The following is an 18,083-nucleotide window of genomic DNA, read 5'->3' as shown; positions in this document are numbered from 1 at the left end:
TCCATGCGGGCTGCCCCGGCCTGCCGGGAACGTCTCAGCGATGTTGAGGCCGCCAGCACCGGCAGTTTCAGCAGCCCCAGGACCCGCGGTGATTTGGGTTTGTAGGCCGGGTAAGGCGTACGCCGCCACCCGGCATAGATGCGGCTCCAGGCCCGCTGTCATCGTCCGGCGGCGCTGCGCTTGCGCGGGCCTAGGTTGAGGGATAACAATCTGATATATAAATGGTTAGGTAGACCGGGTCAGGCGCAGCCGCCACCCGGCAAAAAGGCGAGCACATTAGCGAAAACAGGTTTGTCATCAGTCTCAAGGAATGCCTATGAACGTAACCCGAAAAGAGCAGCGCATTATTCAGCGCGCGCTGAACGCCTGGCAGGCCAGCGGGGAGTTAACCCCGTCGGACAGTCAGCGGCTGGCGCACACGCTGCGCGTCTCCCCCTTCGACTGGCGACGCCTGAGCCGCTACGCCTTCTGGACCGCGCTGGCCTGCGTGCTGATTGCTCTGGGCAGCCTGTTCGCCGACAGCGAGCTGGTGGCGTGGCTGCTGAGCCTGTTCAGCCACTCGGCGCTGACGCGGATCCTGCTGCCTGCGCTGCTGGCGGTCGCCTGCTACGGCTGGGGTTTTCGCCGCCAGCGGCGGGAGACGCAGTGGCACTACAGCACCGAGGCGATTTTGTTTCTGGGCGTCGTCTTTACCGCCGTGGCGCTATGGCAGCTTGGCGAACGGCTGGATAACGGCAGCGGCCATATCGCACCGCTGTTTCTGGCCGGATGCGTGATTTACGGCGCCATCGGCTATATTGCCCGCTCCGGGCTGGTGTGGCTCTTTTTTCTGCTGGCGCTGGGCAACTGGTTTGGCGCGGAAACCGGCTATGTCTCGGGGTGGGGCGCCTACTGGCTGGGCATGAACTACCCGATTCGCTTCGTCCTGTTCGGCGGCGCGCTGCTGGCGCTCTGCTACGGCGCGCAATCCCTGCTTCGCCAGCGGCAGCTGTTTACCGTCAGCAAGGCGATGGGCCTCACGTACCTGTTTATTGCGCTGTGGATCCTGTCGATTTTCGGCAATTACGACGCTGACAGCTGGTACAAAGTGAGTCAGGCGCGACTCTTGCCGTGGGGGCTGCTGTTTGCCGCGGCGGCCGGCGTCTGCATTTTTATCAGCCTGAAAACCGATGACGGAATGCTGCGCGGCTTCGGGCTAACCTTCCTGGCGATCAATCTCTATACCCGCTTCTTTGAGTTTTTCTGGAACGGGATGCACAAGGTGCTGTTTTTCCTGATCCTTGCCGTCTCGCTGGCGGTGATTGGCCGCTATGCCGAGCGCATCTGGCACGCCGGCGAAGGGCAGGTGGAGAACAACTAACCTCGCGTTGAGAACGCTAACCACTCAGGCCGCGCTCAGTCGCGGCCTTTTTCGTTCCTGATTCCAGTTTCAGCGCATTTTTCTGCGATTGGCTGCAAATGAGCATAGGCTTGCCGGGTATCTCAAAAATTAGCCTTTAAGGCAATTTGCCTTATATGCTAACCTCCAGAAGAAGGGAGTCTGATGTTCAGATTGGTTGTGCATGTGGACGTTAAAAAGGAATTGCAGGCGCTTCCGCCCATTGTCCAGGCGAAGATGATCCGGCAAATAGACAAGTTACGCCAAAATCCCACCGCGCTGAGAGAACCTGACAGTAAACCGCTGGGGCAGGGGTTATTTGAAATTCGTGCGTTAGGTTCGGTACAGGGGCGAGGGATCTACGTTTTTCAGCAAGGCAAGACGCTCTTTCTGCTACGGGTTTTTGTCAAGAAAACGCAAAAAACCCCGTCAGCGGAAATTCGCCTGGCGCTGAAGCGATTAGAGGAGATGCGCAATGAGTAAAAAGATCATTGACTGGGATACGTTAAAAACAGAACTGCTTAGCCAGCCTGAGGTTCAGGCTGCATTCGATGCGCAAGAACGTCAACAGCGATTACGTACTATGCTGGCGCAATGGCGCGAGCAAGCGGGGCTGACCCGAGCCCAGGTGGCGCAGAGGATGGGGGTGAGTGCGCCGACGGTCTCCAGAATGGAAGCCAATATCACCCGCGCCAGTCTGGATACCTTAACGCGATACGCGTTAGCCTGTGGAATAAAGCACCCGCAAGTTCTACTTTACTAAATTAACGCCCCCGGCGGCGCTGCGAGGTGTAAGCCTGTAAGAGGATCCCGTATGCCGGGGCAGGCGCAGCCGCCACCAGGCATAAAATCGGCTCCGTGCCCGTTGTCATCGCCCGGCGGCGCTGCGCTTGCGCGGGCCTACGGTGAGAGGTAACTCTATGATATACATTGTTATGTAGGCCGGGTCAGGCGTAGCTGCCACCCGGCAATAACAAGCGGCACCAGAGGCGCCCGCTTAAAGGCGCCTGGTGAGAGATTAAATCTCGGTAATGGTCGTCGACTGCGGCAGACGCGACTTCGGCAGGGTGGCGTTGAAATCCTCCACGCTATGGTGACCGACCGGGACCACCACCAGGCTGGTGTAGCCCTGGGCTTTCAGGTCAAATTCCTCATCGAGGATCGCAAAATCGACCCCTTCGATCGGCACGGCGTCGAGGCCCATCGCCGCCACGCCCAGCAGGAAATTGCCGACGTTGAGATACACCTGCTTCGCCATCCACTGATCGTCATCTTTCAGCTCTTTGCGGTGCATATCGGCAAAGAACGTACGACCCTTGTGGTTAGCGGCTTTTGCGTCCGGGGTGGCGAAACGGCCATCGGCCTCTTCCTGATCCACCACGCGCTGCAGCCAGGCGTCGTCCATCGCGGTTTTCGCGCAGAACACCACCACGTGCGAGGCGTCGAGAATTTTACGTTCGTTGAACACGTAGGTGCCGCTGGCGGCTTTGGCTACGCGAGCTTTCCCTTCATCGGTGCTGGCGACGATAAAGTGCCACGGCTGGGAGTTGGTGCTAGACGGGCTGTACTGCAGCAGCGTTTTCAGCTGTTCCGCTTCCCCGGCAGTCAGCTTTTTCGTGGCGTCAAAGGCCTTGGTGGAATAGCGCTTTAAAGCGACCGATACGATATCCATAACTCTTCCTCACAGTTTACAGCACCTTACCGGTGCGTTAAGGAGAGGAAGAGTACAGCGAAGATCGCCAAATGATAAGGGTGAAAAATGCGATAACACTTATCGCTTTCGGCTGAAAATCAGCGCGGACGCAGCCGCTGCTGGGCCTTTTTGCTCAGCTTGTTCACCACCTGATGCCACGAATCGTCAATCAGCTCGGCCAGCAGATCCTCGCTGATATCCTCTCCCGGCACCACCGTGATCCAGTGTTTCTTGTTCATATGGTAGCCCGGTTCGATACTGCGATAAATTTCCTGATTCAGCAGCGACTTCTGCGGCTCGGCCTTCAGGTTGACCAGCGCCCGGCCGCGAATGGTCATGGTGATCATAAAGATACGGCCATCGACCTTAAACACGTCGTACTCTGGCCCAAAAGGCCAGCAGTGCTCGGTAAACGGGTAGGTCAGGGCGATACGATGAGCGCAGGGATGCAGCATCTCGGGGGTCATTAGGCGTCCGCCTCATGCAGGGCGTTCCACATGGCTTCAAAGCCGAGGGCGATAATCTCCCGGGCGCGCTGCGGATCGTGGCTGGCAAATTCGATGGTGGTCTCCGCCAGCGACAGAAACAGGGCGTCGCCAAAGGCGCGATACGCCTCGCTGAGAAAAATCTCTTTCACCGACAGTTGGCACATTTCGTTGAGCTCCGGGAAGCTCTCTTTTACCTGGCGACGGGTTTCGTCGGTGATGCGCTCGCTGAGCGCCATCCGGCGGATCGCCTTGTGCTCCATCGGGTTGCGCACACCCCAGTCGATATAGCTATTCCAGATATTGCGCGCATTCTCTTTCGGGCGCTTTTCGTCCGGATCCAGCCCGGCGATCATCATCCGTACCAGACGCAGCTTAATGGCGAGGTACAGCTCGTTGAGCAACTCATCCTTGGTGGCGAAATAGCGAAACAGCGTCCCCTCGGCCACACCGGCGCTGCGGGCAATGGCCGACGTTGAGGCGGCGATGCCGGACTGGGCGAAAGCCGCGGTGGCAGCTTCCAGTAACGCTTGCTTTTTATCTTCACTCTTTGGACGAGCCACTACTTTTTTCCTCACGCAGGTTTAAACAAACCGCCGATCTTTGCACGTCTGACCAGGTCGCTGCAACGGCGGAACGCAAAAATTGAAAATCGTCTTGACGACTTTCATCACTTTCCTAATAATGAGTGCGTACTCACTCATAATCAAGTTATATCACAAAGCCTCCGGGATGGGGGCTTTTGTCTGGTCAGGATATGAACCGTGTCACTTTTAGCGTGGTCGCCATCATGTTACTCGCAGCAGCAACGACATTGCCGTTTGTCCTCAATGCCGGTTTTGGTAAGGCGCCGCAGGGGGCACAGCTTAGCCAGGTGGAAGCGTCTCCCCACTACCGGGACGGCCAGTTCCATAACCAATTGCCCACGCCAGGGTTTACCGGGCAGAAAAATATGCTGGCGGCGTGGTGGGATTTCCTGATGACCAAACGGGAAAACGCTCGTCCCGCTCAGCCGCTGCCGCTGGTGAAGACCGACCTGGCGACGTTGCCCCTGGGGCAGGATGTGATGGTCTGGCTCGGCCACTCCTCCTGGTACCTGCAGCTGGCGGGAAAACGCATTCTGATCGACCCGGTGTTCAGCGATTACGCGGCGCCGTTCTCCTTTATCAATAAAGCCTTTCCCGGCGACTATCCGTGGCGGGCAGAAGGGATGCCGGATATCGATCTGCTGATCATCTCCCACGATCACTACGACCATCTGGATTACGCCACCATCCGCGCCTTGTTGCCGAAAATTAAGCGGGTCATTACGCCGCTGGGTGTCGGATCGCATCTGCGCTACTGGGGGATGGACGGGGCGCTGATTACCGAAGCGGACTGGCAGCAGGCGATCCCGGTCAGCGATGAGTTCACCGTTCACGTTCTGCCGGCGCGGCACTTTTCCGGCCGTGGGCTGAAGCGTAACCAGACGCTGTGGGCCAGTTTTCTGTTCGTCACCCCGCAGCAAAAAATTTATTACAGCGGCGACAGCGGCTACGGGCCGCACTTCAAAGCGATTGGTGATGAATTTGGTCCGGTTGATCTGGCGATTATGGAGAACGGGCAGTATGACCAGGACTGGAAATATATTCACATGATGCCGGATGAAACGGCTCAGGCTGCCGACGACCTGCGCGCCCGCGCGGTGCTGCCTGGGCATGCAGGACGGTTTGTTCTGGCGAAACACAGCTGGGATGAACCGTATCAACGGCTGGCGGCTGCCAGCGAAGGAAGGGCCTGGCGTCTGCTGACGCCTATGCAGGGCGAGCCGCTGTGGGTCGCCGATAAGACGCAATCATTTAACGCCTGGTGGCGCTAAGCGCCAGTGCAGTTTCAGAGGAGAGAGCATATGACGATTTCCGCTCAGGTGATTGACACTATCGTCGAGTGGATTGATGACAACCTGCATCAACCGCTGCGTATTGATGATATCGCTCGCCATGCCGGGTATTCGAAATGGCATCTGCAACGGCTGTTTTTACAGTACAAGGGAGAGAGCCTCGGGCGCTATATTCGTGAAAGGAAGCTGCTGCTGGCCGCCCGCGATCTGCGCGACACCGATCAGCGGGTCTACGATATCTGCCTGAAGTATGGCTTCGATTCGCAACAGACTTTTACCCGCGTCTTCACCCGGACCTTCAACCAGCCGCCGGGCGCCTACCGTAAAGAAAACCACAGCCGCGCCCACTGAGGCGCGCTCTCCTGGTTTACCGTTCGAGGGAGAACCAGCGGCGCCACACCCAGCGCAGCACCAGAAATTCAAGGGTGCCCAGCGCTAAGAACCACAGACAAAACAACACCGTATAGAGCTGGTTGAGATCCATCATATGGAATGTCTCAACCAGCTTTTGCGCCAGCGTCAGGCCCAGCGAAGGCGCAGGCAACAGCAGACAGGAGAGCAGGGCCAGCAGTAAGATCCCGGCGGCGGAGAGAAGCGTTTCCAGCGGATGTTTCATGTCATGTTAATCATCAGTTAAAAAACATATTGTCCGGTAAAATAATACTTAACGCAATATGCTTTGTTTTTTTACTCTCTATAACACGGCTATTTTAAATATTATTGCCTGCCTTACGCTCTCATGTTAATTAATCTGAAATAATTTGTAATTAAGTTAATTGCAGCTGGGTGTAAATTAACGTCATTATTATGCCAGCGCTTTTACAAAACTATAAGTGCTATATCCCACCAGCGTGGCAACAATGATGGCCAGCAGGATGTACAGCACCAGACGGCGTCCGCGGTAGATTCCAAACATATTTAACCTCGTTTAGTTTTGGTTTATTAATATTCTGTAATATTTATCTTGTGAATTAACTTATCACACATTTTGTATTTTGCGAAAAATTTAGGCGGATATTGGATCACATTTTTACCGGCTTTTTAGCCACGTTTTACTTCATTGGCCAGGAATGATTTCAGGCTTTCCGACTCACGGAATTTATAAGGAAAATGTAATTTGACCAAGATGAATAACCCAAAGTTTACGACGCCCTCGGGCGACACCGCGCCACGGCAGGTCTGGCAGCAGACCGTTGACGCAGTGCTGGCGCAGACAAAAAGCCAGGCCGCTGGGTTAAATTCCGCAGACGCCGCCGAGCGCCTGAATACCTTTGGTCCGAATGCCCTGCCGGAAAAGAAGGGTAAACCGGGCTGGCTGCGCTTTCTCGCCCACTTTAACGACGTACTGATTTACGTGCTGCTGGCCGCCGCAGCGCTGACCGCCATCATGGGTCACTGGGTCGATACCCTGGTGATCCTCGGCGTGACGGTGATTAACGCCCTGATCGGCCATATCCAGGAGAGCAACGCCGAAAAATCCCTGCAGGGGATCCGCAACATGCTCTCCAGCGATGCCCGCGTCCAGCGTAACGGCAAACATGAGACTATCCCGACGCGCGACCTGGTTCCGGGGGACATCGTTATCCTGCGCGCCGGCGACCGCGTACCGGCGGATATGCGCCTGATTGAAACCCACAACCTGCGGGTGGAAGAGGCGATCCTCACCGGCGAGTCGACGGTGGTGGATAAAATCACCGACGCGCTGGAGGGCGAACTGCCGCTGGGCGACCGGGTGAATATGGTCTTCTCCGGCACCACCGTCAGCGCTGGCGGCGGCGTCGGCGTGGTGACCGCCACCGGCGCGGAGACCGAACTCGGCCATATCAACCAGATGATGGCGGGCATTGAGAAGCACCGTACCCCGCTGCTGGTGCAGATGGATAAGCTCGGCAAAGCGATTTTTGTCATTATCCTCGCCATGATGGTGGCGCTGTTTATCTTTAGCCTCGCGCTGCGGGATATTCCGATGGGCGAGCTGCTGCTGTCGCTGATTAGCCTGGCGGTGGCCGCGGTACCGGAGGGGCTGCCGGCGATTATCTCGATTATTCTGTCGCTGGGCGTGCAGACGATGGCGCGCAAGCGGGCGATTATTCGTAAGCTGCCGACCGTGGAAACCCTCGGCGCCATGACCGTGGTCTGCTCGGATAAAACCGGCACCCTGACGATGAACGAAATGACCGTTAAAGCGATCATCACGGCAGACTGCTGCTACCGGGTGGAAGGCGACAGCTACGAGCCGCAGGGACGGATCTTCCTCGAGGGGAGCGATGAGCCCGTGCAGGTTCAGCCCGGCACCGTGCTGGAAACCTGGCTGCGCACCATCGACCTGTGTAACGACAGCCAGCTTATCCAGGATGAGCGCGGTCTGTGGGGGATCACCGGTGGGCCAACCGAAGGGGCGCTGAAGGTGCTGGCGGCGAAAGCGCAGCTCCCGGCGGTGGAGGCCCGTCTGGTGGCCAAGATCCCCTTTGACTCACAGTACAAATATATGTCGACCCTGCAGCACATCGATGGCGAGGCCCGGGTGCTTATCACCGGTGCGCCGGACGTTATCTTCGCCATGTGCCGCGAGCAGATGAGCCGCCACGGCGCGGTGCCGTTCGAGGTGCAGTACTGGGAAGAGGAGATGGCGCGCTTCGCCCGTCAGGGACTGCGCATGGTGGCGGCGGCCTGTAAGCCTGCCAGCCTTGATGCCACCACCCTCAACCATGAGGACCTGCAGGAGGGGCTGATTTTCCTCGGCATCGCCGGGATGATGGATCCCCCGCGTCCGGAAGCCATTGACGCCATCCACGCCTGCCAGACCGCCGGGATCCGCGTGAAGATGATCACTGGCGACCACCCGCAGACGGCGATGAGCATCGGCCAGATGCTGGGGATCACCAACAGCAGCCAGGCCATGACCGGCTACCAGCTGGAGCACATGGACGATGCGGCGCTGGCGAAGGCGGCGGTGGAGTACGACATCTTTGCCCGAACCAGCCCGGAGCATAAGCTGCGCCTGGTGAAAGCCCTGCAGGATAACGGCGAAGTGGTCGGCATGACCGGAGACGGCGTCAACGACGCGCCGGCGCTGCGCCAGGCCGACGTGGGTATCGCCATGGGTATCAAAGGTACCGAAGTCACCAAAGAGGCGGCTGACATGGTGTTGACCGATGATAACTTCGCCACCATCGCCAGCTCGGTAAAAGAGGGCCGTCGGGTCTATGACAACCTGAAGAAGACCATCCTCTTCATCATGCCGACCAACCTGGCGCAGGGGCTGCTGATCATCATTGCCCTGCTGGCGGGGAACATTATTCCGCTGACCCCGGTGCTGATCCTGTGGATGAACATGGCGACGTCGGCGACGCTCTCCTTCGGCCTGGCCTTTGAAGCCGCAGAGCGCAATGTGATGAACCGCCCGCCGCGTAAAACCGGCCAGCACGTGATGGATGGCTTCGCCGTGTGGCGAGTGGCTTTTGTCGGGTCTATGATTGCTATTGCCGCCTTTATCCTTGAGGCCTGGCTGGCGCCGCGCGGCCACAGTCCGGAGTTTATTCGTACCGTGCTGCTGCAGATGCTGGTGACGGCGCAGTGGGTCTACATGATCAACTGCCGCAGCAGCGACAGTTTCTCCCTGAGCATGGGTCTGCTGCGCAACAAAGGCATCTGGCTGGTGACCGGTGTCCTGCTGCTGATGCAGCTGGTCATTATCTATGTCCCGCTGATGCAGAGCATGTTTGGTACGGAAGCGCTGCCGCTGCGCTACTGGTTTATCACCCTGGTCATCGGCGTCGCCATGTTCCTGGTGGTGGAAGTTGAGAAGCGCCTGACGCGCCGGTTCCGCAAAACGGCTTGATTGATCTCGCGCGCCTCGCTGCAGGCGCGCGTTACTTTCGCAAGGATCCCCCTATGATTAAAACCTTCCGCTTTGCTCTGCTGGCCTGCGGTCTGGCCGGCGGCGCCCTGACGGCGACCGCCGCGCCGGCGGTGCCGGTCCGCGTCGCCACGGTTGAACTGGCGCCTCATGCTGAAGAACGCGCCATCCCCGGGCGGGTCGAGGCGATCCGCGCCGTCGACATTCGCGCGCGCACCGAAGGGGTGATAGTTAAGCGCCATTTCCAGGATGGCCAGTATGTTACCGAGGGCGACCTGCTGTTTACCCTCGACGACGCGCAGCCCCGCGCGGCCCTGGCCCTGGCGCAGGCCGAGCTGAAAAGCGCCGAAGCCTCATTACGTCAGGCGCAGCAACTGCTCACTCGCTACGAGCGGCTCATTAACAACCACTCCATCAGTCGCAACGACGTCGACACGGCCCGGATGCAGCGCGACGTCGCCGCCGCCGCCGTGCAGCAGGCGAAAGCCCGCGTCGAGGCCCAGCAGATTGTGCTCAGCTACACCCGGATTGCAGCGCCGGTGACCGGTCGCGTGGGCCACAGCGCCTTTCACGTCGGGACGCTGATCAATCCATCCAGCGGCGTGCTGGTGGACATCGTGCAGCTGGATCCGGTGCGGGTGTCGTTCGCCCTCGACGAAGCCGCGTTTTTCAGCAAAACCGGCCAGCATGCCGACATCCACGCTCTGAAGCAGGCGTGGCTGGCGCAGATTGACGTGGATGGCAAACGGCGCGATGGGGTGTTGACCTCCATCGATAACCGGATTGACGCCCGCACCGGCAGCGTGGCGGTGCGGGCGGAGTTCGCCAATCCGCAGCACCGTCTGCTGCCGGGCGGCAGCGTAACGATCCTGTTCCGTCCGCAGGAACTGCAGTCGCGGGTGATGATCCCGGCCGCCGCCGTGCAGCAGGATCCGCAGGGCTTTTTCAGCTGGGTGCTGAAGCCGGACCACACCGCCGGGCAGCGTCGTCTGACCCTCGCGGGGCAGCAGGGGCAGCAGTTTGCGGTTGAGAAAGGGCTGCAGGCGGGCGAGCAGGTGATCACCGACGGCGCGCAGCGTTTACGCGAAGGCGCCGCGGTACAGGTGCTGAACTAAGTAAGGAGAAGGGATGCTGACCTTTTTTATCCGTCGTCCGCGATTTGCCATGGTGATCGCGCTGCTGCTGACCTTTGTCGGGGCGGTGTCGCTGAAGCTGATCCCGGTGGAGCAGTACCCGGCGATCACCCCGCCGGTGGTGAACGTCAGCGCCAGCTGGCCGGGCGCCAGCGCGTCAGATGTGGCGGAAGCCATCGCCGCCCCGCTGGAGACCCAGCTCAACGGCGTCGATCATATGCTGTATATGGAGTCCACCAGCTCGGATGAGGGAACGTACCGCCTGAGCATTACCTTCGCGGCGGGCACCGATGCCGACCTGGCGGCGATCGACGTGCAAAACCGGGTGGCGCAGGCGCTGGCGCAACTCCCGGCGGAGGTGCAGCAGAATGGCGTCCAGGTCCGCAAGCGCGCCAGCAACCTGCTGATGGGGGTGAGCCTCTACTCGCCGCTGGGCACGCTGTCGCCGCTGTTTGTCAGTAACTACGCCAGCACCCAGGTGCGCGAGGCGCTGGCCCGCCTGCCCGGCGTCGGCGAGGTGCAGATGTTTGGCGCCCGGGATTACAGTATGCGCATCTGGCTGCGCCCGGACCGCATGAACGCGCTCAACATCACCACGGATGACGTTGCCCAGGCGCTGCGCGAGCAGAATGTGCAGGGCGCGGCGGGGCAGGTGGGCACCCCGCCGGTATTCAACGGCCAGCAGCAGACGCTGACCATCAACGGGCTGGGGCGTCTGAACGAGGCGGCCAGCTTTGGCGAGATTATCCTCCGCCGCGGCGCGCAGGGGCAGCTGGTTCGCCTCGCCGACGTGGCAACCATTGAGCTGGGCGCCCGCAGCTACAGCTCCGGCGCGCAGCTGAACGGTAAAGCGTCGGCCTATCTGGGGATCTATCCGACGCCCACCGCCAATGCCCTGCAGGTCGCCAGCGCAGTGCGTGCGGAGCTTAACCGCCTGCACACTCGCTTTCCGGCGGATCTCACCTGGGAGGTGAAGTTCGATACCACCCGCTTTGTGGCGGCGACGATCAAAGAGATCGGCGTCTCGCTGGCGCTGACCCTGCTGGCGGTGGTCGTGGTGGTGTCGCTGTTTCTGCAGAGCTGGCGGGCGACGCTGATCGTAGTGCTGGCGATCCCGGTGTCACTGGTCGGCACCTTTGCGGTGCTCTATCTGCTGGGCTACAGCGCCAACACCCTCAGCCTGTTCGCGATCATTCTCGCCCTGACGATGGTGGTGGATGACGCCATTGTGGTGGTAGAGAATGTCGAAACCAAAATGGCGGAAGGGCTGGATCGCCTGCAGGCCACCGCCCAGGCGCTGCAGCAGATCGCCGGGCCGGTGATCGCCACGACCCTGGTGCTGCTGGCGGTATTTGTGCCGGTGGCGCTGCTCCCGGGGATCGTCGGCGAGCTGTACCGGCAGTTTGCCGTGACGCTCTCCACCGCGGTGGCCCTGTCGAGCCTGGTGGCGCTAACCCTGACGCCGGCCCTCTGCGCACTGCTGCTGCGTCCGCGTCCCGCCCGGCCAGCGGCGGTGTGGCGGGCGTTTAACCGTCTTCTCGACGGCACACGCGACGGCTATGGCCGGCTGGTGGGCTGGATGAATCGCCGCCCCTGGCTGGCGCTGGCGGCGACGGTGGCGGCAGGCGCGCTGGTGGCATTCAGCTTCACCTCGATGCCGAAAGGCTTCCTGCCGCAGGAAGATCAGGGGTACCTGTTTGCCAGCGTGCAGCTGCCGGAGGCGGCATCGCTGGAGCGTACCGAGGCGGTGATGGCCCAGGCGCGCAAGCTGCTGATGGCTAACCCGGCGGTGGAGGATGTGATTCAGGTGTCCGGCTTCAACATTCTCAACGGCACCAGCGCCTCTAATGGCGGGTTTATCTCGGTAATGCTCAAAGACTGGCATCAGCGGCCGCCGCTGGATGCGGTGATGGCGGACATCCAGCGCCAGCTGCTGTCGCTGCCGGAGGCGACGATCATGACCTTCGCGCCGCCGACCCTGCCGGGCCTGGGGAATGCCTCGGGGTTTGATCTGCGCATCCTGGCGCAGGCCGGTCAGTCGTCGGCGGAGCTGGAGCAGGTGACGCGGGAGATCCTCCAGCTGGCGAACCAGCATCCTCAGCTGAGCCGGGTGTTTACCACCTGGAGCAGCAACGTGCCGCAGCTGACCCTGACGGTCGACCGCGACCGGGCGGCGCTGCTGGATGTGCCGGTGGCGCAGATTTTCAGCAGCCTGCAGACGGCGTTCGGCGGCACGCGCGCCGGCGATTTCAGTCTTAACAATCGTGTCTATCATGTGGTGATGCAAAATGAGATGCAGTGGCGCGAGCGGGCAGAGCAGATTAGCGAGCTGTATGTCCGCAGCCGCGACGGCGAGCGGGTGAGGCTGAGCAATCTGGTCACCATTACGCCGACGGTGGGGGCGCCGTTTATTCAGCAGTACAATCAGTTCCCGTCCGTGTCGGTGAGCGGTTCAGCGGCCGAGGGGGTCAGCAGCCGCACGGCGATGGCGGCCATGGAGCAGATTTTGCGGGCCCATCTGCCGCCGGGATATGACTACGCCTGGAGCGGGATCTCCTGGCAGGAGCAGCAGACCGGCAATCAGGCGGTGTGGATCGTGCTGGCGGCGGTAGCGATGGCGTGGTTGTTCCTGGTGGCGCAGTATGAGAGCTGGACGCTGCCGGCGAGCGTCATGCTTTCGGTGCTGTTCGCTATCGGCGGAGCACTGCTCTGGCTATGGACCGCGGGCTATGCCAACGATGTGTATGTTCAGATAGGGCTGGTGCTGCTGATTGCCCTGGCGGCGAAGAACGCGATTCTGATTGTTGAATTCGCCCGCAGCCGGCGCGAGGAGGGGCTGTCGATTGTCGATGCCGCGCGCGAGGGGGCCACCCGCCGTTTCCGCGCGGTGATGATGACCGCAGTGTCGTTTATTATCGGCATCATGCCGATGATGCTCGCCACCGGCGCCGGGGCGCAGAGCCGGCGGATCATCGGCACCACGGTATTCAGCGGTATGCTGGTGGCGACGATGATCGGCATCCTGTTTATCCCGTCGCTGTATGTGCTGTTTCAGCGTATGCGTGAGTGGGCGCATCGGCGGGGGTAAGCGCGGCGCCACAACGACTGCAGGACGGTCCCCTCTCCCTGTGGGAGAGGGTTAGGGTGAGGGGGATTTTCCGTTCACGTCGCGTTTGGCCTTATCTGCCGGAGCAACAGCGTCTGCCGGGCGGTCCCCTCTCCCTGTGGGAGAGGGTTAGGGTGAGGGGGAATTTTCCGTTCACGTTGCGTTTGGCAGAAAAGGGTAGTCCTTCGCTGGTGAACGGGTAAAGGGGGAGAAAACCGTCTCCCCCTTTACAATCCCCCCGGTCCCGCAGAGAAATCGGTGCTGCGCACTACGCTCACCTCCCGGTCGTCCGCCTGCGGTCGGCTCAACTCGACGTCGTGTCTCGAATCGCCTCTGGCCGCCCTCCGTGGCGGCCAGCCCTTGTCTGCCGACCTCCGGTTCGCCGATTTCAGCGGGAATCGGCCCTGCTGCACGCCCGTAGATTTCAGGGACTATGTCATAGCGATAATATATCCGTAAAAAATGGTATGCGCCTTTCTCCGTGACTCCGCTGTGTATACCGGGGCTGCAACGACTGCAGGACGGTCCCCTCTCCCTGTGGGAGAGGGTTAGGGTGAGGGGGAATTTTCCGTTCAGGTTGCAGTTGGCAGAAAAGGGAGTTCTTCTCTGGGGAAGGGGAGCGGACGGCAGGCACGGCGCCGCTTTTGTGCCGGGCGGCGGCTATTTCCTCTCCACCGTTATCATGGTCACGAACGGATGATATTGCCACGGCACGCTGGCGCCTTTGCGGTACATCTTCGACAGCGTGCCGTCGAGATAGAGCATCTGCCGTACCCCGAGCTTTGACTGCGCATAGCAGGCAAAATCATAGAAGTTGGTCTCGCGCTCGCTGAGCATAAACACCACCTGGCCCTGCTTATCGATACCCACCCCGTTACGCAGCTTGCGCGAACTGGCGGAGGGCTTCAGCCGCCAGTTGATGACGCCATTTTCAATCAGCATCGGGCCGGACTGCACCGCATAACGGATGGCGGGAGAGGGTTTGTACGCCGGCAGCGGCACGATTTTCGCCCGGCCGTTCGCCACCAGGAACACGCCGCCGGGGCGGATAAAGAAGTTCCCGCCGCCGGCGGAACGGTTTACCGGCGTCAGCCGTTTGCCGTCTTCGATATACAGCCCCAGCGGCGCGTAGGCTTTATCGTAAATGCCGCCGTTCATCGCCATCTGCACCCGGCCATCGCCATCGATACCCGCCAGCAGCGAACGCAGGGAACCCCAGGCTTTGCCGTGCCGATCCTGCCAGTACATCGCAATGCGCTCGTTCTGCGCATCCACCCGATAGCTCTGCAGGGTCAGCGTCGGGTCGGTGAGGGTACAGGCGGCGCTGGCGACGGCGGCCAGAGGCAGCAGCGCCAGGGGGAGCAGGCAACGTAATAACATGGGCAGTCCTTTCTATGGTCTGCGCCGAGTATACCCGCCTCGCTGCCTTATGCCGCCCAAATCTCACAGTGTTTTTGCACCAGGCCGGAAAGCGAACCGCCGTTGGCGATAAAGTCGCGCATCTGCTGCGCTTCGCTGTGCGGCGATTTCGCCTGGCGGACCACCGCTTCCAGCGCCGCCGTCGCCTTCAGCTGATGGGCGAAGGGGGCCAGCCAGTCGGCGAGCTGCAGGATCTCCTGACGGATGCTGCGCTGCTCTCCGCTGCGCACGTCGGTGAGGGTCCCGTCCAGCCCATAGCGGCACGCCTGATAGCGGTTAAAGGGGTACAGCAGATAATCATCAGGCTGGTGCTTAAAAGGGCGCTCCGTCAACAACCAGCAGGCCAGGGTCTGAATAAAGCCGGCGATATGGATCGCCTGGGCGAGGGTCAGGGGGGTGTCCATCACCCTGACCTCGACGGTACCAAACTGCGGGCTGGGGCGAATATCCCAGTGCAGATCCTTCATGCTGTCGATCATGCTGGTGTAGCTCAGCTGGCGGAACAGGCGACGAAACCCCTGCCAGTCTGCCACCCACGGCATCGGACCGTTGTCGGGATAGGAGGAGAAGCGGTTCAGGCGTGAACAGGCGAAGCGGCTGTCGGTACTGTCAAACCACGGCGAGGCGGCGTTAAGGGCGATGAAGTGCGGTACAAAGCGCGACAGGCCGTGCAGCAGATAGAGGGCGTCGTCGCCGCTCTGGCAGCCGACGTGCACATGCTGGCCAAAGACCGTGGCCTGCTGCGCCAGATAGCCAAAATGCTCGACGGTTTTGACATAGCGCGGATTGTCGCTGATTTGCTGGCGCTGCCAGGCATGAAAGGGGTGCGAACCGCCGCCGCAGATCTGCAGATGATGGCGCAGCGCCGCGCGCTGAACCGCCTGCTGGATGGCGCTGAGCTGGGTTTGGGCATGGCTGATGTCGCGGCACACCCCGGTGGCGATCTCCAGCATGCTCTCGGTGATGTCGTGTTTGGCTTCTCCCACGGTCAACTGATGTTGGACGTCGGCAATCAGCGTCGAGGCATCCTGGCTAAGGTCGTAACCCGGCGGGTTCACCACCTGCAGCTCCAGTTCGATACCGAGGGTAAAAGGATCGGAGCGGTGAAAATCGGCTAAAGGCATAGTCTCTCCCGGTCGATGTGTTCCCTGAAGTATAGAAGGGATTGATCCCGACGGATAATACGCGGCGGCGGAGGACGGGGATGAATAAAAAGTGACGCAGGGTGATTATTTGAAATTTGTCTTATAGCGGCTGGTGCAATTCTGCAACATATTTCCCGCTGGCGGTGCGGCGGAATAAGGCGCAATTATTTTCCCATAATTATCATGGTGATAATATAAGTCCTTCTTATTTTACCGGTCGGTTTTGGCCTATTTTCGTCCGCGTAAGAGCTGGTACGCATTTTGCCTGTTAATCCGTGACACTTTATTTAACAGGGATCATGTGATGCACAAAAAGACGTTATTTTCGCGTGCCGGTCGTCTCGCCGTGGCGGTGAGCGGCGCACTGGCCCTGGCGGGCGCCGCCTTACCTGCCAACGCCTCCACGCTGCGGATTGCCATGACCGCCGCGGATATTCCGTTAACCCTTGGCCAGCCGGATCAAGGCTATGAGGGCAACCGCTTTACCGGCATCCCGCTGTACGACGCGCTGGTGGAGTGGGATCTGTCGCAAGGTGAAAAGCCCAGCGGTCTGGTGCCGGGGCTGGCGACCGAGTGGCACATCGATCCGCAGAACACCAGCCGCTGGATTTTCACCCTGCGTCCGGGCGTCAGGTTCCATGATGGGACGGAGGTGAACGCCGACGCCATTGTCTGGAACGTGGATAAGGTGCTGAATAAAGCGGCGCCGCAGTACGCGCCGGGCCAGATCGGCAACACCCTGTCCCGTATGCCGACCCTCACCGGCGCAGAGAAAATTGACGATCACACTGTGGCGCTGACCACCTCGGAACCAGACGCGCTGCTGCCGTACAACATCACCAACCTGTTTATCGTCTCGCCGACGGCGTGGCAGAAGCAATATGATGCGGTGCCGGCCAGCGCGGGAGATAGCGCCGCGCGCAGCAAACAGGCGTGGACCGCCTTCGCCGCCCACGCGGTGGGCAGCGGCCCGTTCAAACTGGAGAAACTGGTGCCGCGTCAGCAGCTGATCCTCGATAAAAACCCCGACTACTGGAACAAAGATCGCATTCCCCGGGTGGATAAAGTGGTGTTGATCCCCTTGCCGGAGGCCAACGCCCGCACTGCGGCGCTGCTGTCGAAGCAGGTGGACTGGATTGAAGCCCCGGCGCCGGACGCCATCGATCAGATCAAATCTCAGGGTTTTCACCTCTACGCCAACACCCAGCCGCACCTGTGGCCCTGGCAGTTCTCCTTTGAAAAAGGATCGCCGTGGCAGGACATCCGCGTGCGCAAAGCGGCCAACCTGTGTCTGAACCGCGCCGAGCTGAAGAGCTACCTCGGCGGCTACATGACCGAGGCCACCGGGGTCTACGAGGCTGACAGCCCGTGGCATGGCAAACCCACCTTCCAGATCAAATATGACCCGGACACCGCCCGCCAGCTAATGACCGAGGCCGGATACAGCGCCAGCAAGCCGCTGCACGTCACGGTGGCCACCTCGGCCTCCGGCTCCGGGCAGATGCAGCCCTTGCCGATGAACGAGTATATCCAGCAGAGCCTGAAGAGCTGCTTCTTCAATGTGGATATCAAAGTGGTGGAATGGAACACCCTGTTTACCAACTGGCGCCTGGGCGCCCGGGACCCGTCGGCGAAAGGGATCGATGCGATCAACGTCAGCGCCGCGGTTAACGATCCTTACTTTGGCCTGATCCGCTTCTCGACCGCCAAAGCGTTTCCGCCGGTGGCGACCAACTGGGGTTACTTCTCCACTCCGGAGACGGAGAAGCTGGCTGCCGCCGTCAAACACGCCTTTACCCCGGCGGAGATGAACCAAGCGGCCGGTGAGCTGCACGCCGCGCTGGTGGATCAGGTGCCGTTCCTGTTTGTCGCCCACGACGTCGGGCCGCGCGCGATTTCCCCTGCGGTGACCGGGGTGGTGCAACCGCAGAGCTGGTTTATCGACCTCAGCCTGGTGAGCAAAAAAGAGTAATCGTGAAAGGGGCG

Annotated in this window: 15 protein-coding genes; 9 read left to right on the top strand and 6 right to left on the bottom strand. The window is 60.5% G+C overall.

The genetic code is table 11. The annotated features are described in order from the left end of the window. Positions 1-316 precede the first annotated feature (316 nt). The 3 genes from CWM61_RS16950 to CWM61_RS16940 all read left to right on the top strand — a co-directional run bounded on the left by CWM61_RS16950 (position 317) and on the right by CWM61_RS16940 (position 2,141). Positions 317-1,360: a DUF2157 domain-containing protein gene (locus tag CWM61_RS16950; protein WP_100631595.1), complete on the top strand. Its 1,044-nt coding sequence runs from the start codon at positions 317-319 to the stop codon at positions 1,358-1,360. 183 nt (positions 1,361-1,543) lie between these two features. After that, positions 1,544-1,861, top strand: coding sequence for a type II toxin-antitoxin system RelE/ParE family toxin (locus CWM61_RS16945; RefSeq protein WP_100631594.1), 318 nt, complete (start codon positions 1,544-1,546; stop codon positions 1,859-1,861). Further along, positions 1,854-2,141: a helix-turn-helix domain-containing protein gene (locus CWM61_RS16940; protein ID WP_074386636.1), complete on the top strand. Its 288-nt coding sequence runs from the start codon at positions 1,854-1,856 to the stop codon at positions 2,139-2,141. Before CWM61_RS16945 ends, CWM61_RS16940 begins: the two co-directional genes overlap by 8 nt. A 255-nt stretch (positions 2,142-2,396) precedes the next feature. Here CWM61_RS16940 and nfsB read toward each other — a convergent pair whose 3' ends face one another. The 3 genes from nfsB to CWM61_RS16925 all read right to left on the bottom strand — a co-directional run bounded on the left by nfsB (position 2,397) and on the right by CWM61_RS16925 (position 4,119). Continuing rightward, on the bottom strand, positions 2,397-3,050 hold the full coding sequence (gene nfsB, locus CWM61_RS16935) for an oxygen-insensitive NAD(P)H nitroreductase (protein WP_004178896.1): 654 nt from the start codon (positions 3,048-3,050) through the stop codon (positions 2,397-2,399). Positions 3,051-3,169: 119 nt separating this feature from the next. Continuing rightward, entirely contained in the window at positions 3,170-3,538 is a 369-nt protein-coding gene (locus CWM61_RS16930) for an MmcQ/YjbR family DNA-binding protein (RefSeq protein WP_008805536.1), read from the bottom strand. Next, positions 3,538-4,119: a TetR/AcrR family transcriptional regulator gene (locus tag CWM61_RS16925; RefSeq protein WP_046881940.1), complete on the bottom strand. Its 582-nt coding sequence runs from the start codon at positions 4,117-4,119 to the stop codon at positions 3,538-3,540. The genes CWM61_RS16930 and CWM61_RS16925 overlap by 1 nt, the downstream gene beginning before the upstream one ends. Before the next feature lie 179 nt (positions 4,120-4,298). Between CWM61_RS16925 and CWM61_RS16920 the strand changes: the two genes are divergently transcribed. Both CWM61_RS16920 and CWM61_RS16915 read left to right on the top strand, forming a co-directional pair. After that, positions 4,299-5,414: an MBL fold metallo-hydrolase gene (locus CWM61_RS16920; protein WP_162493283.1), complete on the top strand. Its 1,116-nt coding sequence runs from the start codon at positions 4,299-4,301 to the stop codon at positions 5,412-5,414. A gap of 30 nt (positions 5,415-5,444) precedes the next feature. Continuing rightward, positions 5,445-5,786: a RamA family antibiotic efflux transcriptional regulator gene (locus tag CWM61_RS16915; protein WP_002893035.1), complete on the top strand. Its 342-nt coding sequence runs from the start codon at positions 5,445-5,447 to the stop codon at positions 5,784-5,786. Between the two features lie 16 nt (positions 5,787-5,802). Here the strand turns inward: CWM61_RS16915 and CWM61_RS16910 are convergent, their stop codons facing one another. After that, on the bottom strand, positions 5,803-6,051 hold the full coding sequence (locus CWM61_RS16910) for a DUF1158 domain-containing protein (RefSeq protein ID WP_008805539.1): 249 nt from the start codon (positions 6,049-6,051) through the stop codon (positions 5,803-5,805). Positions 6,052-6,552: 501 nt separating this feature from the next. Between CWM61_RS16910 and CWM61_RS16900 the strand changes: the two genes are divergently transcribed. Genes CWM61_RS16900 through CWM61_RS16890 form a run of 3 tightly spaced genes read left to right on the top strand, consistent with a single transcriptional unit; the run spans position 6,553 to position 13,515 of the window. After that, positions 6,553-9,276, top strand: a complete 2,724-nt coding sequence (locus CWM61_RS16900; RefSeq protein WP_165784265.1) for a cation-transporting P-type ATPase — start codon at positions 6,553-6,555, stop codon at positions 9,274-9,276. A 53-nt stretch (positions 9,277-9,329) separates the two neighbouring features. Beyond that, complete coding sequence (locus CWM61_RS16895) at positions 9,330-10,409, top strand: efflux RND transporter periplasmic adaptor subunit (protein WP_100631592.1); 1,080 nt, start codon at positions 9,330-9,332, stop codon at positions 10,407-10,409. Positions 10,410-10,422: 13 nt separating this feature from the next. After that, entirely contained in the window at positions 10,423-13,515 is a 3,093-nt protein-coding gene (locus CWM61_RS16890) for an efflux RND transporter permease subunit (protein ID WP_100631591.1), read from the top strand. A gap of 678 nt (positions 13,516-14,193) precedes the next feature. Here CWM61_RS16890 and CWM61_RS16885 read toward each other — a convergent pair. Both CWM61_RS16885 and CWM61_RS16880 read right to left on the bottom strand, forming a co-directional pair. Then, entirely contained in the window at positions 14,194-14,913 is a 720-nt protein-coding gene (locus CWM61_RS16885; RefSeq protein ID WP_100631590.1) for a phosphodiester glycosidase family protein, read from the bottom strand. 47 nt (positions 14,914-14,960) lie between these two features. Then, a complete protein-coding gene (locus CWM61_RS16880) occupies positions 14,961-16,076 on the bottom strand; it encodes a YbdK family carboxylate-amine ligase (protein WP_100631589.1) in 1,116 nt (371 codons plus the stop codon). 325 nt (positions 16,077-16,401) lie between these two features. On the opposite strand from CWM61_RS16880, the gene CWM61_RS16875 reads away from it, so the two are divergent. After that, complete coding sequence (locus CWM61_RS16875) at positions 16,402-18,069, top strand: ABC transporter substrate-binding protein (RefSeq protein WP_023297185.1); 1,668 nt, start codon at positions 16,402-16,404, stop codon at positions 18,067-18,069. The last annotated feature ends 14 nt before the right edge of the window (positions 18,070-18,083 follow it).

This window comes from Klebsiella sp. K-Nf6 (assembly GCF_002806655.1).
Taxonomy (GTDB): Bacteria; Pseudomonadota; Gammaproteobacteria; order Enterobacterales; family Enterobacteriaceae; genus Klebsiella; species Klebsiella variicola.
The sequence above is the reverse complement of the archived record's forward strand: the minus strand, read 5'-3'. Positions and strand labels throughout refer to the sequence as shown.

Bases quoted from the DNA above. Each gene is read 5' to 3' on its own strand.
- CWM61_RS16950 (WP_100631595.1), top strand. From the start codon at position 317: ATGAACGTAACCCGAAAAGAGCAGCGCATTATTCAGCGCGCGCTGAAC.
- CWM61_RS16945 (WP_100631594.1), top strand. From the start codon at position 1,544: ATGTTCAGATTGGTTGTGCATGTGGACGTTAAAAAGGAATTGCAGGCG.
- CWM61_RS16940 (WP_074386636.1), top strand. From the start codon at position 1,854: ATGAGTAAAAAGATCATTGACTGGGATACGTTAAAAACAGAACTGCTT.
- nfsB (WP_004178896.1), bottom strand. From the start codon at position 3,050: ATGGATATCGTATCGGTCGCTTTAAAGCGCTATTCCACCAAGGCCTTT.
- CWM61_RS16930 (WP_008805536.1), bottom strand. From the start codon at position 3,538: ATGACCCCCGAGATGCTGCATCCCTGCGCTCATCGTATCGCCCTGACC.
- CWM61_RS16915 (WP_002893035.1), top strand. From the start codon at position 5,445: ATGACGATTTCCGCTCAGGTGATTGACACTATCGTCGAGTGGATTGAT.
- CWM61_RS16910 (WP_008805539.1), bottom strand. From the start codon at position 6,051: ATGAAACATCCGCTGGAAACGCTTCTCTCCGCCGCCGGGATCTTACTG.
- CWM61_RS16895 (WP_100631592.1), top strand. From the start codon at position 9,330: ATGATTAAAACCTTCCGCTTTGCTCTGCTGGCCTGCGGTCTGGCCGGC.
- CWM61_RS16890 (WP_100631591.1), top strand. From the start codon at position 10,423: ATGCTGACCTTTTTTATCCGTCGTCCGCGATTTGCCATGGTGATCGCG.
- CWM61_RS16885 (WP_100631590.1), bottom strand. From the start codon at position 14,913: ATGTTATTACGTTGCCTGCTCCCCCTGGCGCTGCTGCCTCTGGCCGCC.
- CWM61_RS16880 (WP_100631589.1), bottom strand. From the start codon at position 16,076: ATGCCTTTAGCCGATTTTCACCGCTCCGATCCTTTTACCCTCGGTATC.
- CWM61_RS16875 (WP_023297185.1), top strand. From the start codon at position 16,402: ATGCACAAAAAGACGTTATTTTCGCGTGCCGGTCGTCTCGCCGTGGCG.